Source organism: Ahrensia sp. 13_GOM-1096m, from assembly GCF_000620605.1.
Classification (GTDB): domain Bacteria; phylum Pseudomonadota; class Alphaproteobacteria; order Rhizobiales; family Rhizobiaceae; genus Ahrensia; species Ahrensia kielensis.
In genome coordinates this window covers 88982-104865 of the sequence record NZ_KK211156.1, presented here as the reverse complement: position 1 = coordinate 104865, position 15884 = coordinate 88982, and the positions used below count along the sequence as shown (strand labels likewise).

Below are 15884 nucleotides of genomic sequence, written 5' to 3'. Positions count from 1 at the left end.
CAGCAGTGTGCCTGCCTCTTGACCTCAACCCTCGTTCGGCGCACATCTGCAATTGTAATAATGAAGTGGAAAGCACCCGAAAGATGACAGAAGACATTCTGCGCTATGACATTCTCGTACAAAATGCCCTGCGCGGCGTTATTCGCAAAGTGCTGTCTGAGGTCGACAAGACTGGCCTTCCAGGCAACCATCATTTTTTCATTACGTTTTTGACCGGCGCTCAAGGCGTCAAAGTGTCAAACCGAATCAAAGAACAATATCCTGAGCAGATGACAATTGTTGTTCAGCACCAATATTGGGAGCTTGAGGTCAATGAAACAGGCTTTGGTATAGGTCTTTCATTCTCTGACATTCCTGAAAAACTCTATATTCCCTATTCAGCTGTCCGCGGCTTTTACGACCCGTCTGTCAACTTTGAACTCGAATTTGATGTCGAGCAGGCAGAAGATGAAGAAGACGGTGATGCAAGCGTTACTGCCATTGGCACACCGCAGCCCGTCCTACAGGACGCTGCATCTGATGGTGAAGCGGACGACAAAGAAACAACTACCGAAGATGCCCCATCATCAGATGAAGGCGGCGACAATTCTGCTGATGTTGTTTCACTCGATTCGTTCCGCAAAAAGAAATAATGCTGGCGCGCAAGCGATCCATCTCAATTTCTGGGCACCGCACCAGCTTTTCGCTTGAAGACATTTTCTTTGATGATTTGTGTCGCTTAGCCGAACAGGACGATTTGTCTATCGCAGCGCTCGTGACTAAAATAGATAATGATCGCCCGCGCGACAGCAATCTATCATCATCTCTTAGACTTTATGTTTTAGACGCCGCCAAGAACGGCCGTCTTTAAACTGCGCACATCTCAATTAGAATCAAATTCTAAATCTTGGAACAGGTTTGAATCGTTGCGGCGTGGCCCGAAAGGATTTTCGGTCAGCCCATCGTCTAGCGTTTCCGGCTTTTCTTCATTCGCCCTGCGCGCTGCGTCTTCTGCACGTTTTTGTTCTTCGGCTTGTTTGCGCTCGGCCTCAAAGCGTTGGCGCTCGGCTTCTTCAAGCAGCTTTTGCTCATCCAAAATTTGCTGCGCTTCTAAAACCCGCTGCTCCTGTCTGCGCCTCTCAATGATAATTGCTAAGCGTTTTGCAGCGATTTCACGCAGTCGCTCCTCTTCGCTGCGCACGAAGTTTTCTCGTTGAAGATATTTCAGATAGCGGACCTGTCGGCGAAGGCGCTGCTTCTCCAACAACCGTGCCTGCAGGGCTTCCACCCGTGCTTGCTCTCGCTCCAATGCGCGTTGACGAATGAAAGACGTTAGCAACGCATAATCACGTTCAACGGTGATCGGTTCTTGTCCATTGGCTTGGTTCATCGACACGACAACTTCTGGCTGTGAACCCGCAATAATGTCATCGCCAACATCATAAGTAACACGCGCCTCACCTGACATTGTTTGTTCTCCAAGTGCCAAAGACAACGCGCCGTTAAGAACAAACTGGTCAAGTTGCACGGCAATATTGTCAATGCTCAAACGGCCATTATTGACGGACACAGGCAATTCGAGTGGCGGCAATGACACGCTGCCTGACGGTATAAACATCGCTGCAATATTGGTGATTTGCGCGTCCGTGATCTGGTAGCCAATTTCATCAGCTGCACCCAAAACAGACGGCAACGCCTCGCCGTTAAGCCCCGACAATATTAGATTATCCGTTGCAACAACACCTGAACCTGCCAGTGAATTAACAACCGCTTTTGTGCTATTGCCAGCCCCCGTCAACGAAAGCGTTACAGCGCCATTGGCTTCAACATCGGATAATGGCGCTGTTGCAAAATGCGTCAAATCAACATTTTGAAGACGTATATTACTATTGAATAAAACCGCGCCATTATCATTTTGTGCGTCAAGCGAACCCGTAACATTTCCGCCAAAGAGCGCGGCCTGAATTTCGCGCAAAGACAATGCGTTATCACGGTATATTAATCGCAATTGCGCGGCAGTTGCACTGTTTTCCATCGCTGTGAGCTTTTCAGCTGACACACGCACATCAAGCGCGTTGTCCGTATAAAGCGGGCTGCTAAACAGGCTGGCCCCGTCTGATAGATCATAACGGCCCGTCAATATTTCAGCCAAGAAACCCAGATCAAGTTGTGTCAGCTTCAGCGTGCCTTCAAACAGGCGTTTCGAGCGCTCATTTGCAATGGTTAAATTGCCTGCAAAACTATTGTCCGCAACTTGGCCCGATAAATCAGACAGCGCCAACTTGCCATCTTGCAGCGTGATACGCGCTTCACCTGCTAATGGCGTTCCAAGCCCAGTTGCAGGAAAAACATAGCCAAGCACATCCATCCACGGTTCGGCATCTCCGCTCTGAACACGCGCTGCGCCAACATAATCAAGTCCTGAAACATTTTGCTTCAAAACACCTTCAGCGCTGCCAAAACTATCCGGTGTTTGAAGGCTAAACCTTGTACTTAACCCCTCGACCAGATTGCCCAAAGCATTCAGCTTGACTTGCCCCTCACCCAGTAAGCGCAAAGGCAAGACGTCAAAGCCGGCTTGCGATAATAAAATCGAAGCCTCAGGGTTAGACACCGTACCACTAAGGGAAATACCTGCCTTTTCCGGATTGAGTAATGCGCCAGTAATCGTGGTCGTCAGAGAAATATCAGAGCCTCCGATTTGCCCCGAAACACTTGCTGACACTTCCCCATTATCGTCGGCAGGCAGAAGAGCCGTACCAACAACATTCAAACTTGTATCTTGCAAAGCTGCAGCATCACGCACAGCAACGCTCTGCAATGTGTCCAAGAAAGCGACATTTGGAAAAATACGCGCAAGCCCGCGCATAAAGGGCGCTCCTTGCGCTGCAATTAAACTCACATCAAAATTCGTATTATAACCAACTTGATCTTCTAACGCAGAAAGCGTGCCAGTGGCTGAAACTGCAGCACCAAAAATGTCGCGTATGGAGAGCTTATCCACTTCAACGCGTTCACCGCGCACCCGCAATGCCGCTTCTAACGCACCCATTTCTAAATCTTTGATATGTGGGTTTGTCAGATCAAATGTCGCGTCGATATCATGGCCGGATATTGATGCCCCACTGCCCGCGCCAAACAAGACACGTGAGAGTGCATCCAATGTTTCATAGCGTGCATTGTCACCCGCAAGATCAACAGAGATATACGGCATGGATGATGCGCTTTCCTTGCGCTCAATACGTCCTGTTAGCTGTGCAGCACCAAGCACAAGTTCAAGTTCGCTAAATATTTGCTGCTCTGCGTTTAGCTCAACCTGCGCCGAAAATCCTGCATTGGGCATCATGCGAATTGTTTCGTCTATGTCATCGGTAAGCCATGCAGCAAGACCGGAGGGCTGGCGCGAGGCCATAACCAAATCACCTTTAAAGGATGTGCCCGCCGCCGCAGTCTCACCTTCGCCCAGCACCAACGTACCGCTTCCTTCAAGAACCGTCCGGCCAGGAAGCTTCGCCTCAAGGCGTTTGATATCCCAAACACTGCCAGCAGCATCTGATTTCGGTTCAACCCGCAACGTCAAATCTCGAATAGTCGTGCTGCCCGCAACTATCGTTGGTAAATCAAGATCAATTGTGCCCGCCATAGACGGTATAGGCAGCGCGGCAAGAACGCTTTGAATCTCTGCAAATCGGTTCGATAAAGAAACAGGCGCGCCTTCCCCGTCAGCCGCGTCATTAAAGCTTACCTGATTGCCCTTGGCCTGAAAGTTGAATGACGGGATTTCACCGCCATCAATCTCGGCTGTTCCATTGATCGTATAAGGATCATCGAGCGCACCGAAATCACCGCGAAATTGTTCGATTTTCAAAGAGCGCGCATCGGCTTCAAACAGACCTTCAATCAGATAGTTCTGCGTTAATTTAGCAGTTGGCTTGATGGAAAAAGTGCCAGAATACCAGCTTTCGCGCTCCGTTGTAGGGGCCGCAATGCGCCCTTCACTCACCAGTTCAAACTTGCTTTCTGGCAACATCGCCTGAATGCGCGCCGAAAATCCTTCACGATTAAGATTGCCCGTAGAAATACGCGCCTCAAAAGCTTCACCGCGCACAAAACCTTTGCTTTCAACCCGCCAAGGCCCGAACAGGCTTTGCGCCGCTGCCGTGCCGTTCAGTGAAACAAAATCCCATTGCCGTGCGGTCTTTTGATCACGCACCACAATTGTGCCATCGCTAAAGCTGGCCTGCTCCAGAATGATTTGAGCAGGGTCAACAGGCGCTTCAAGCGGAAAATCCCATTGTGGTTTGCCGTCTTCATCTAAATCAAGGCGAACAACAGGCGATACAAAATTCATATCGAAAATCAGGATTTCACCGCGCAAGAAAGGCGCAAGCTCAACATCCATTGAGAACTTTTCAACCGTTACATTGGGCGCATTTTTGGGGCCAACCCGAACATCGGAAAAAGTGACAGACGGAAAAGGAACCAACCGCGCCGATGCGCTGCCCTCAACCCGTACTTCTTGGCCCAATATACGTGATGCTTCGGCTTCAAATCGATCACGATAACCGCTCCAATCGACAAAATACGGCCCGACCAGCGCTGCAAGCAGCACCAGTACGATCATACCGCCGATTAGAACAAATAAACGCAACCCTAACCCCTGATTTTCCGTAAGCCTGCGCTGCCAAATTGACAATTTAAGGACAGCGAAAAATCTTTCTGCATCATAGCGTAAAAATCTTACCTGGATTCATAATATTGTCCGGATCAATAGAACGCTTGATACCACGCATAACATCAATAGCGCCGCCAAGTTCCATCTCCAGAAACTTCATTTTACCCTGCCCAATACCGTGCTCGCCAGTGCATGTGCCGCCCATTGCCAATGCACGCCCATTCAAGCGTTCAACAAAACTTTCTGCCATCGCAATTTCTTCTGGATTTTCTTCATCAATCAGAAGCAAAACATGAAAGTTGCCATCGCCTGCATGTCCAACGATTGGCGCAATCAAGCCAAGCTCTTCGATATCGGCTTCAGTATCTCGAATACAGTCCGCTAACCGCGAGATTGGCACACACACATCCGTGGATATGCCCTTAGCGCCAGGCCGCAAGCCAAGCGCTGCCCAATAAGCATCATGACGCGCTTTCCACAGTTTGGTTCGCTCTTCTTGGACCGCTGACCATTTAAACGGGCCGCCGCCAAGATCAGCAGCGATTTCATTAAACATCTCAGCTTGTTCTGCAACGCCGGTTTCAGAACCATGAAACTCTAGGAACAAACAAGGCGTCGGTTCAAAATCAAGTTTTGAATAATCAATCATCGCTTGCATTTGTAGTGCATTGACCAATTCGATACGGGCAACAGGCAGGCCCATTTGAATTGTATAAATAACCGCCTCAACCGCCGCATCAAGCGTTGGGAAAGGACACACGCCGCCGGTGATTGCCTGCGGTATCCCCTGCAATTTAAGCGTGATCTGCGTGATAATGCCGAGCGTGCCTTCAGAGCCAACCATCAGCCGTGTAAGATCATAACCAGCAGAGCTTTTGCGTGCGCGCTGCGCCGTTGTGATCTTGCGCCCATTTGGCAGCACCACTTCGAGCGCCAGAACATTGTCTTTCATCGTACCGTAGCGCACTGCATTAGTGCCCGATGCACGCGTTGCTGTCATGCCGCCAAGGCTGGCATTGGCACCCGGATCAATCGGGAAGAAAAGGCCAGATGCACGTAAATATGTATTCAAATCCTCGCGCGTAACACCCGGCTCAATAATGCAGTCCAGATCGCTTTCATTAACCGAGATGATTTTGTTCATCTGGCTAACATCAATGGAAATACCGCCCGCAGGTGCATTGACCCCACCTTCAAGCGACGTGCCAGTACCAAAGGGAATGATAGGAACCTTGTGCTCGGCACAAATTTCTACAGCTTTTTGTACATCATCAGATGATTTTGCAAACAACACACCGTCGGGCAATTGTGCCGGTATATACGTGGTCGTATGCGCATGCTGCGCGCGCAGAGCTTCACCTGTTTGAAACGCCTCTCCAAAAGCCTGTTTTAAAATGCCAAGAGCCGTAGAAATACCCGCGTCATTGCGTTTAACTTCGACAATATCTTTGAGCGCCAACGACGTTCCTCCACCAATAAAATTCATTGAAATAATTCAAGAATTTCAATTTTTCAGCAATTTGACTTGCTGCTTATGTTATGTTTCGTAATGTGCCGTTACCACGCTCTTGTGTCCACCACCAAAAAGCGATTGAAAGCATAATGTCCGATGATTTTCACAGCCCTATGCCCTTTACCTCTAAGGCAGTGGATATTGAAGACAGCTGGATAGATTATAACGGGCATCTCAACATGGCATATTACCTTGTCATGTTTGAAAAAGCATTTGATGATTTCCATTATGCATTCGGCGTGACCGAGGACTATGTCAAAACCCGCAACATGACGACCTATACTGGCCAAACCAAAATTGACTATCTGCGCGAAGTGCACAAGGGCACCAAACTCACAGCAACCTGCCAAATTTTGAATTATGATCAAAAGCGCATTCACACATGGCAAGAGCTTCAATTTGAGGACGGTACTGTCGCAGCAACATGCGAAACCTTGACGCTTCACATCGATGCGAGCGGGCCGAAGGTTGCGCCCTTCCCTGCCGACATTTTGAGCAATATCAAAACGATGGCTGACAAGCATTTAAGGTTGCAACGCCCTGCCAAAGCGGGCCAATCGATCGCCATTCGTTCAAAAGAAAATACAGCGTCATGAATTGGGCCATTATAAAAAAACTACCGACAATCTTGGTAAGCTGGATTAAACCTAACCTTGATACGTTCAAAGGCTCTCGAGCACTTAATATCTGGATTCTCTCACTGCTCATTGGTGCCGCCGTTGGCGTGGCCGCGATCGCTTTTCGCGAATTAATCGGCATTGTACAATGGCCTTGGCTCAAAAACCGTAGCGAAGACATTCTGACAGCCGCACAAAACGTATCCACTATTTGGCTTTTTCTAGCCCCTGTAATTGGCGGCCTCATTGTTGGGCAATTATTGCGCTTTCTTCATGCGCGCCGTGCAGGCAATGTTTCAGATGTTATTGAAGCACGCTCAACAACAGGCAGAAATCTTGGATTAACACAAGGGCTGTGGTCAGCACTGGTCAGTGCAATTTCGCTTGGTGCCGGTGCCAGCGCAGGCCGTGAAGGGCCAATCGTTCATTTGGGCGCAACGCTTGCAAGTTTTATTGCACATCGTCAAAAATTACCTGAATGGTGTTCTAAAACATTACTGGCAGCAGGCGTCGCCAGCGCCATATCAGCCTCATTTAACGCGCCCATCGCCGGTGTCTTGTTTGCCCACGAAGTAATTTTGCAACACTATGCCATGCGTTCGTTCGTGCCGATTGTAATTGCCTCTACCGTTGGCACTGTTTTGTCGCGCCTATGGTTTGATGAAGTAACAACATTTCTCATTCCAATCTATCAGATCACATCCTATTGGGAGTTCCCAGCATTCGCGCTGCTCGGCATTGTCTGCGCTCTTGTCGCTGTGCTGTTCCAGTTCACCCTATTTTCAGCTGAATATGTCGCGCGCGGCATAAAGATGCCCATTTGGATGCGCCCGATTGTTGGCGGTCTTGTCGTGGGTATCATGGCAATGTTTCTGCCCCATATTCTTGGCGTTGGCTATGAAGTCACCGACAAGATGCTCTGGAATCAATTGCCGCTATGGCTATTGTTCACACTCATCATCGCAAAAACATTTGCAACGGCCATAACACTTGCCTCGCGCTTTGGCGGCGGCATTTTCTCCCCTGCTCTATTTCTGGGCGCAGCAACAGGCGGCGCATTTGGATTAATTGCCGGAAGCCTCTTCCCCGATCTTGCATCGAGCGGCGGACTTTACGCAATTTTGGGCATGGGCGCTGTGGCAGGCGCCGTGCTTGGCGCGCCTATCTCTACCACAATGATCGTGTTTGAACTGACAGGCGGCTACAGCCTCTCCATCGCATTATTATTATGTGTGGCAATTGCTCACGGTGTGAACCAAGCGCTGCATGGCTTGTCATATTTCCATTGGCAATTGGAAATGCGTGGTCTGTTTGACCATTTAGGGCCGCACCGCTCGATCATGCGCACCAAAAAAGTAATGGACTTTATGGATGTTGTGGAGCCCGGCCTTGAACCGGAGAGAATTGATCCTGAAAAAGGAACGCCAGTGTTAAAACCAAGTAACTCAATTGATTTTGCGCTGCGCACATTTGATGCTGGCGGTTATCAGCGCTTGCCCGTTGTTGATGAGCGTGACGAAACAAAAATTATAGCCTGGGCTTTGCAGGTTAACGCGCTGCGATATTTCAACAAGGCTTTGATTGATGCCAGCGTGGAAGAACACCGCTAGGCAAAGCAAACTTTATTTATCGAAAGTAAGACCGAGGCGTTTCGCCTGACAATCTGCATCACACGCATCTAAATGCCGCAAAACACCTTTAGGTGTTGGGGTTTTAGATCCGCCCGTTACAATGAAATCAATTGAGCTGGCTTGAGTGAAAGCTGATTTAATAATCTTCGCATCAGAGGACATCGTTGTCGCACTTGCAACTGTGATACCAGCCAAGATTAGAGCGCATCCGACAAAGATTTTATTAAATACTGTCATAATGCGGTAACGATAATGTAAAACATGCTACCAAAGCGTTAACATCTCTTCCAATTTTCCACTAAAAACTCGCAATTGTCCGCCGAATCATTACATTGCGAACAAATGAGCAACCCGTTCGATGACATACCATTCGATGATGGTCCAGCACCATCTCGAAATAACGCCGCCCCTGCCCCTAATCATGGAGGCGGGTCCGGCATTGCTGCGCGCGCAATGGCAGCCCGTGCAACACCGCAATATCTTGATGGCTTAAACCCTGAGCAGAGCCGAGCGGTAAAAACCGTTGAAGGCCCTGTCTTGGTGCTGGCCGGTGCAGGAACCGGCAAAACCCGCGTTCTGACAACCCGCATCGCCCATATATTGGGCCAAGGTTTGGCATGGCCAAGTCAGGTCCTTGCCGTCACCTTTACCAATAAAGCGGCACGCGAAATGAAAGAACGCATCGGCGTTCTTGTTGGCGGCGCTGTTGAAGGCATGCCATGGCTTGGCACATTCCACTCCATCGGCGTGAAGATTTTGCGCAAGCACGCCGAACTGGTGGGCCTGAAATCAGATTTCACAATCCTTGATACGGACGACCAGATTCGCCTGATCAAGCAGCTTATCCAAGCCGAAGGCATTGATGATAAGCGTTGGCCAGCGCGCACTTTTGCGCATTTGATGGATAGCTGGAAAAACAAAGGCTGGGGCCCAGCCGATATTCCCGAAGGCTATGCACGCGCTTTTGCAAATGGAAAAGGCCGCGAACTGTTCACAGCCTATCAGGATCGTCTGCGCACGCTTAATGCTGCCGACTTTGGCGATCTATTGTGTCACCCAATCCGCATATTAAAAAATCACCCCGATGTGCTGGCTGAATACCACGCCAAGTTTAAATACATATTGGTGGACGAGTATCAGGACACCAACGTGGCCCAATATATGTGGCTACGGCTTTTGTCGCAGCGGCCCAAAGGCACGCCAACAAACATTTGCTGTGTGGGCGATGACGATCAGTCGATTTATGGCTGGCGCGGCGCAGAAGTCGACAATATTTTGCGTTTTGAAAAAGATTTTCCGGGCGCAGCGGTGATCAAATTAGAGCGCAATTATCGCTCAACCGCACATATTCTTGGGGCTGCGGCCCATCTCATCAGCCATAATGAAGACCGCCTTGGTAAAACGCTCTTCACGGATGATCCCGACATTGATGATCCAAAGGTGCAGGTTCACGCTGCTTGGGACTCTGAAGAAGAGGCTCGCGCTATTGGCGAAGTGATTGAGCGTCTTCACAGCGATCAGCACGATCTCAACGAAATGGCGATTTTGGTGCGCGCATCATTTCAAATGCGCGAGTTCGAGGAACGCTTTATCAAGAGCGGCATCAATTACCGCGTCATTGGCGGCCCACGTTTTTATGAACGCTTGGAAATCCGTGACGCAATGGCGTTTTTCCGTGTTGTTTGCCAACCGGCCGATGATCTAGCCTTTGAACGTATCATCAACGTACCAAAGCGCGGCCTTGGCGATGCCTCCGTGCGGCTGATCCATGATTATGCACGGCGCAAAAACATTCCGATGCTTGCCGCTTCTGCCCAGCTTATTGAATCGACCGATTTAAAGCCAAAGCCTCGCGCCGCATTGCGCGAAGTCGTCATTAATTTCGAGCGTTGGGCAAAAGCGCTGGAAAATACCGAACATACGGAGCTCGCCGAAACCATTTTGGAAGAAAGTGGTTACACCGGCATGTGGCAGGCTGATCGTAGTGCGGAAGCACCGGGCCGTTTGGAGAACTTGAAAGAACTCATCACCTCTATGAGTGAGTTTGAAAGCCTGCGCTCATTCCTCGAACATGTGTCGCTGGTGATGGATGTTGAGCAAAATCCAGACGATGACAAAGTCTCGATCATGACGCTACACGCTGCAAAAGGTCTTGAATTTAAAACCGTCTTTTTGCCGGGCTTTGAAGAAGGTCTGTTCCCGCACCAACGTTCATTGGACGAAGGCGGACGCAACGGCTTAGAAGAAGAGCGCCGCCTCGCCTATGTTGGCTTGACCCGTGCTAAAATCAATTGTCACATCTGGTTTGTTTCTAACCGCCGTATTCATGGCCTATGGCAATCCACAATTCCATCGCGCTTTTTGGATGAACTGCCACTTGCGCATGTCGATGTTGCCGACCCACCATCCAGCTATGGCGGCGGTAATGGCGGCTATGGCCAATCGCGTTTTGATAAAGCCGAGCCATTTGAAAACACCTATTCAACACCGGGCTGGGGGCGCGCACAGGCCAATAAAACAGATGCAACACGCAACAATTGGGGCTCACGATCTGGCACCAATGTCGAACGCATCGGTTATGGCGAAACAGACAGCCGCCGCGGCGCAGGCCGTGGCTCAATAAAAGGCAATATGATTGAGGGCGAACTCGTCGCCAAATCCGTTGCAGATAAGCCCTCTGCTTTTGAAGTTGGCGACCGCGTCTTTCACATGAAGTTTGGCAACGGCAATGTTGCGCAAATTGACGGCAACAAGCTGACCGTTACCTTTGATAAGGCAGGCGAGAAAAAGGTTTTAGATGGGTTTGTAGAGAAGGCTTAAGCCGCTATTCCGGCTTACCTTCAGCCCAATCCACCTCAGCACCATAAAGCGGCACAGTGGACATGCTCATTTTTGCCGAGCCTTCCTGAACCTGCCTTGAATGTGACAGATAGATCAGTGTGTCGTTTTTCTTGTCATAAATGCGTTTGACAACAAGCTGCTTCCAGATGATCGAGCGGCGCTGCTTGAAAACCTCTTCCCCACCTTCGTCCAGTTCAATCTTGCCGATTTTAATCGGCCCAGTTTGACGGCACGCAATAGAAGAGTTTGAAGGGTCTTCAAACCAATTGCCCTTTTGCAAGCGATCAATAATACCGCGGTCAAAATAACTAATATGACACGTCACACCTTCAACGTCTGGATCGCTCACGGCCTCGATAACAATATCATTGCCAAGCCAATCAACGCTCACTTCGCCGACTTCTTCGGCAAGGCTAGATGATGTGCTTATGGCTAGGGTAAGTATTGCGGCTGTGAAACGACGTAACATTATGTTCTCCATGACGTTAGAAACGATCTAAACTCTATATAGTTCCCAAAACAAAGATTATCAGTGATGGAACACAATAAAACATACCTAGCGCTGCAATGATTATGCGGTTATGATCGAAGCATGCAGAACCATAAGCAAGCAAACCAAATGATGACAAAGCAAATGATCGCCGCCAGCGGCCTGATCATTGTCGTTTCGTTATTGGCTTTTGCCACTTGGCTTGGCACAGGCAAACAGATGATGGCATCGCTCATTCAATCTGGTCTTGCTTGGTGTCTTTAGGCCCGCACCTGCGCTAATTTGCGCATAGGCACTATATTTTTTACATCCTATACAACATCCAACATTTAATGATTGGGCACTTTTATGCGTATTCTTTTTTCCGTTCTCATCGTCGCGCTTGTCGCGGCTTTAGGCGTGGTTTTCTATCAATGGCAACAGACACAAAATAGCGTTGAAGCTTACGGCGTACCGTTTGAACTTGTTGATGGCCAAGGCGAAAAAATTACACAGGAAGCATTTATAGGGCAGCCATCTGCGTTGTTTTTTGGCTTCACACACTGCCCTGAAATCTGCCCAACAACACTCTATGAGTTAAATGGCTGGCTTGAAACTTTGGGCGAAGATGGCGAAAACATCGAAGCGTTCTTCATCACGGTTGACCCTGAGCGCGACACCGTTGAGATTTTGAATAATTATGTCTCAAGCGTAACCGATCGCGTCACAGCAATTACAGGCGATCCTGATAAAGTGCGCGCCATGGCATCGGGCTATGGCATATATTACAAGCGCCAAGAACTTGAAGATGGCGACTATACGATGGACCACACAGCATCCATTTTCTTGCTCGATTCCAATGGAGATTTCCGTTCCACCATTGCTTGGGGCGAAAATTCTGAAACAGCCATTCAAAAGCTCCGCAACCTTGCTGGCAGCTAATTGCTTGCATTTTTGAGCGACTGGCTCATATGAGTGAGCTAGTCGAACAAAAAAAGTGAGCGAACATGGAAGATGTAGCACTCAAACTGGCGGCAATTGGCGTTGCTGGCATCGGTGCACAATGGCTGGCATGGCGCTTTAAACTGCCAGCGATTGTCCTCTTATTACTTGCTGGCTTTATCGCCGGCCCTGTAACAGGCTTTATTGATCCAAGCACCGATTTTGGCGAAATATATAAACCCGTTGTCGGCTTAGCAGTAGCAATCATTCTTTTTGAAGGCGGGCTTACGCTCAATTTCCGTGAAATATCGGAAACCTCCAAAGGCGTGCGCCGGATGATCCTCATTGCAGGACCACTCACATGGCTTGGCGCGCTTTTAGCAGCCCATTATGTCGGCGGCTTGGCTTGGCCTGCGGCCATGGTGCTCGGTGCGATATTGGTTGTCACCGGACCAACCGTTATTATGCCACTGCTGCGCTCGGCAAAACTCTCGCAGCGCCCTGCCTCAATGCTACGCTGGGAAGCCATCGTCAACGACCCGATAGGCGCGCTTTTGGCGGTGATTACTTTCGAGGTTTTTCTAGCGACCCAAAGCGTCAATGGCCATGGTGCAGGCGCGATTATTCTGAATGTCATTTCAGCCTTCGCCTTTGCTGTTATTATTGGTTATGCAGCTGGATACTTATTATCACGCGCCTTCATAAAAGGCCTCATTCCAGACTATCTTAAAGCACCCGTGCTTTTTACAACCGTCCTTGCGCTGTTTGCTGTGTCAAACATGATTTTAGAAGAGTCTGGGCTTCTCACGGTCACCGTGATGGGCATCACGCTTGCCAATACACGCATCGCCTCCCTGACAGAAATGCGCCGATTTAAAGAGACCGTCACCGTCCTTCTCGTATCTGGCGTTTTCATTTTGCTCACAGCAGCGCTTGATTGGGAAACCATTCAAACACTAGATTGGAATGCACTTGCCTTCGTGCTGCTTCTACTCTTTGTCGTCAGACCCATCGCCGTTACCATCGCAACCATCAGAACTGGCCTGACATGGCAAGAACGTCTTTTGGTTGGCTGGATAGCACCGCGCGGTATTGTTGCCGTCGCCGTTGCAGGACTATTCGGCGCCTCACTGGTTGCTGCTGGCGTTGAAGACGGGCAGCGCATGATTGCCCTCACCTTTGCTGTTGTTGTCGGCTCTATTCTACTCCACGGCTTTTCACTGTCGCCCCTATCGAGTGCGCTTGGACTTAAAACGACAGAAAAACCTGGTGTCTTGCTTGTTGGCGGATCAAAATGGTCAACCGCACTTGCCAGGCGTCTTCAAGCAATGGAAATTCCGGTCACCATTTCGGATTCAAACTGGAACCACCTTTCCGAGGCAAGGCTCGCAGATATTCCAGTTCATTTTGGCGATGTCTTGTCTGAGCACTCTCACCATCACCTCGCGCTCAACAAGTTTTCAACATTGATCGCGGTAAGCGATAATGATGCTTATAATGCTTTGGTGTGCACGGATTTTGGACCAGAAATGGGCCGTAGCCATGTCTTCCAAATCGGCGCTTACAAAGAGCAATCAGAACGCAAAGCACTCAGCTTCACACTTGGCGGCAGGCAATTAATGTCGCCCGGCATCAGCTATGATGAGCTTGAACAAAAAACACGCGAAGGCTGGACATTTCAATCAACGCGCATCACCGATGAATTCACGTTTGAGAAATTTCAGGACACACGCCCAGAAGGCACGCATGTTGTGCTTTGGCGTAAACCAGATGGCAAATTGATTCCCGGCAAAGCGCTTGAGGACCATCAACCACAGCCAAAAGATGTGATTATGAGTTTTGCGATGGCCAAACCTGAAAAAGAAGCGGTAAAGATAAAAACCGAAAAGAAATTACCTGATCCTAAATTGCCGAAATAAAGAAACACACATGTCCCAAAGCCTGATTAGTCTGCGTACCGGAAAAGCCGAAGCAGAACGCATATTCTCACTGCTCGAACTTGAGTTCGAAGATGACGGCTATGCCATTGCCATTACTGAAATAGATGAAGATGCCGATATTCATATGGTGTCTTTGTATATCGATACGGATGATGCCCTGATTGATGATGTCACGGCCCGCATTAAAAACGGTCTCGGTTCCGATGGATTTGGCGTGCCAATTACACGCGAAGACCTGCCCGACATTGACTGGGTTGCAAAATCGCTTGAAGGGTTGAAACCCGTACGCGCTGGACGCTTTTTGGTGCATGGCGCACATGATCGCCATGCCGTGCGTGCTGGCGATGTTGGCATCGAGATTGACGCAGGCCAGGCATTTGGCACTGGCCATCATGGCACCACTAGCGGCTGCCTGATCATGCTTGAGAACATCATTAATAAGCGCAAACCTTATAACGCGCTTGATCTTGGTGCAGGCAGCGCTGTTTTAGCTATTGCCATTGCAAAACTAACGTCAGCAAAAATTCTGGCGACCGATATTGATCCGATAGCGGTAAAAGTTGCGCGTGAAAACGTTGCCCTTAATGGCCAAACAGCTCAAATTCAGTGCGAAACATCCACTGGCTTCAAACATTTGGCTTTTAAACATCAAGCCCCGTTTGAATTGATTGTTGCCAATATTCTGCCTTGGCCGCTCATGGCGATGGCGCTCGATATTGAAAAACATCTGGCCTATGGCGGCGATCTTATTTTGTCAGGTATTTTGACCCATCAGCGCAGAATGGTTGTTGCCGCTTTCCGCAATATGGGACTGACGCACCGCCGCACCATTGAGCGTGAAGGCTGGGTAACTATTCACTTGCGCCACGGCAATCTATAAATTTAAAGCAATAAAAAAGCGGCCAAAAGACCGCTTTTTTTTTCAACTCTATAACCGTTGCTTAGAACGGGTAGTAAGATGACTTGTTCTTAGACAACTCATTACGGTCGTAGCCGTGAGCTTTAAGTGTTTTGTCGTCAAGCATCAAAAGTGCACCGTTTACATATGCCTTGGCTTGGCGTGAACGTGCATCCATCATTGCCTCTAAGAAACCTTTACGGTTTGCCATGACTATTCTCCAATAATTGTTTTCGCATTGTTGCGATAACAGCAATATGGGATATGAAGAGCACTTCTACCACGCATAATACAGCAATGCAGCTATGCGTTTTTGCATGTGCGAACAAATCTTATTGCAACGCAACATTAACCTTCCATCTTGAAGACATGGTGCAGC

The 15884-nt window shown here is 49.1% G+C and carries 14 protein-coding genes; 9 read left to right on the top strand and 5 right to left on the bottom strand.

The window, feature by feature from the left end:
* Nucleotides 1–83 precede the first annotated feature (83 nt).
* Together N530_RS0114270 and N530_RS0114265 are read left to right on the top strand one after the other, a co-directional pair.
* Complete coding sequence (locus tag N530_RS0114270; protein ID WP_026481241.1) at nucleotides 84–632, top strand: SspB family protein; 549 nt, start codon at nucleotides 84–86, stop codon at nucleotides 630–632.
* Nucleotides 632–850 (top strand): ribbon-helix-helix domain-containing protein, encoded by a 219-nt coding sequence (locus N530_RS0114265; RefSeq protein ID WP_081773993.1) that lies wholly within the window; start codon nucleotides 632–634, stop codon nucleotides 848–850. The genes N530_RS0114270 and N530_RS0114265 overlap by 1 nt, the downstream gene beginning before the upstream one ends.
* Before the next feature lie 12 nt (nucleotides 851–862).
* Here N530_RS0114265 and N530_RS0114260 read toward each other — a convergent pair whose 3' ends face one another.
* On the bottom strand, nucleotides 863–4630 hold the full coding sequence (locus N530_RS0114260) for an AsmA family protein (protein WP_026481239.1): 3768 nt from the start codon (nucleotides 4628–4630) through the stop codon (nucleotides 863–865).
* A gap of 73 nt (nucleotides 4631–4703) precedes the next feature.
* On the bottom strand, nucleotides 4704–6140 hold the full coding sequence (locus N530_RS0114255; protein ID WP_081773992.1) for an FAD-binding oxidoreductase: 1437 nt from the start codon (nucleotides 6138–6140) through the stop codon (nucleotides 4704–4706).
* A 116-nt stretch (nucleotides 6141–6256) separates the two neighbouring features.
* Between N530_RS0114255 and N530_RS0114250 the strand changes: the two genes are divergently transcribed.
* Together N530_RS0114250 and N530_RS0114245 are read left to right on the top strand one after the other, a co-directional pair.
* Nucleotides 6257–6763 (top strand): thioesterase family protein, encoded by a 507-nt coding sequence (locus tag N530_RS0114250; RefSeq protein ID WP_026481237.1) that lies wholly within the window; start codon nucleotides 6257–6259, stop codon nucleotides 6761–6763.
* Nucleotides 6760–8394: a chloride channel protein gene (locus tag N530_RS0114245; RefSeq protein WP_035267249.1), complete on the top strand. Its 1635-nt coding sequence runs from the start codon at nucleotides 6760–6762 to the stop codon at nucleotides 8392–8394. Before N530_RS0114250 ends, N530_RS0114245 begins: the two co-directional genes overlap by 4 nt.
* Nucleotides 8395–8406: 12 nt before the next feature.
* Here the strand turns inward: N530_RS0114245 and N530_RS0114240 are convergent, their stop codons facing one another.
* The gene (locus N530_RS0114240; protein ID WP_155852012.1) at nucleotides 8407–8652 is read right to left on the bottom strand and encodes a hypothetical protein; all 246 of its coding nucleotides are present in this window, start codon (nucleotides 8650–8652) and stop codon (nucleotides 8407–8409) included.
* 105 nt (nucleotides 8653–8757) lie between these two features.
* Here N530_RS0114240 and N530_RS0114235 point away from each other — a divergent pair, with 105 nt between their 5' ends.
* Entirely contained in the window at nucleotides 8758–11235 is a 2478-nt protein-coding gene (locus N530_RS0114235; RefSeq protein ID WP_026481234.1) for an ATP-dependent helicase, read from the top strand.
* 4 nt (nucleotides 11236–11239) lie between these two features.
* Here N530_RS0114235 and N530_RS0114230 read toward each other — a convergent pair whose 3' ends face one another.
* Nucleotides 11240–11725: a CreA family protein gene (locus N530_RS0114230; RefSeq protein WP_018688405.1), complete on the bottom strand. Its 486-nt coding sequence runs from the start codon at nucleotides 11723–11725 to the stop codon at nucleotides 11240–11242.
* A gap of 150 nt (nucleotides 11726–11875) precedes the next feature.
* Here N530_RS0114230 and N530_RS19420 point away from each other — a divergent pair, with 150 nt between their 5' ends.
* The 4 genes from N530_RS19420 (at nucleotide 11876) to N530_RS0114210 (ending at nucleotide 15487) form a co-directional block, all read left to right on the top strand.
* A complete protein-coding gene (locus tag N530_RS19420; RefSeq protein WP_256374329.1) occupies nucleotides 11876–12010 on the top strand; it encodes a hypothetical protein in 135 nt (44 codons plus the stop codon).
* 84 nt (nucleotides 12011–12094) lie between these two features.
* Entirely contained in the window at nucleotides 12095–12667 is a 573-nt protein-coding gene (locus N530_RS0114220) for an SCO family protein (protein ID WP_018688407.1), read from the top strand.
* Nucleotides 12668–12732: 65 nt separating this feature from the next.
* Nucleotides 12733–14586, top strand: coding sequence for a sodium:proton antiporter (locus tag N530_RS0114215; RefSeq protein WP_026481233.1), 1854 nt, complete (start codon nucleotides 12733–12735; stop codon nucleotides 14584–14586).
* Nucleotides 14587–14596: 10 nt separating this feature from the next.
* Nucleotides 14597–15487, top strand: coding sequence for a 50S ribosomal protein L11 methyltransferase (locus tag N530_RS0114210; RefSeq protein WP_026481232.1), 891 nt, complete (start codon nucleotides 14597–14599; stop codon nucleotides 15485–15487).
* A gap of 61 nt (nucleotides 15488–15548) precedes the next feature.
* Here the strand turns inward: N530_RS0114210 and N530_RS19210 are convergent, their stop codons facing one another.
* On the bottom strand, nucleotides 15549–15716 hold the full coding sequence (locus N530_RS19210) for a hypothetical protein (RefSeq protein ID WP_018688410.1): 168 nt from the start codon (nucleotides 15714–15716) through the stop codon (nucleotides 15549–15551).
* Nucleotides 15717–15884: the final 168 nt, after the last annotated feature.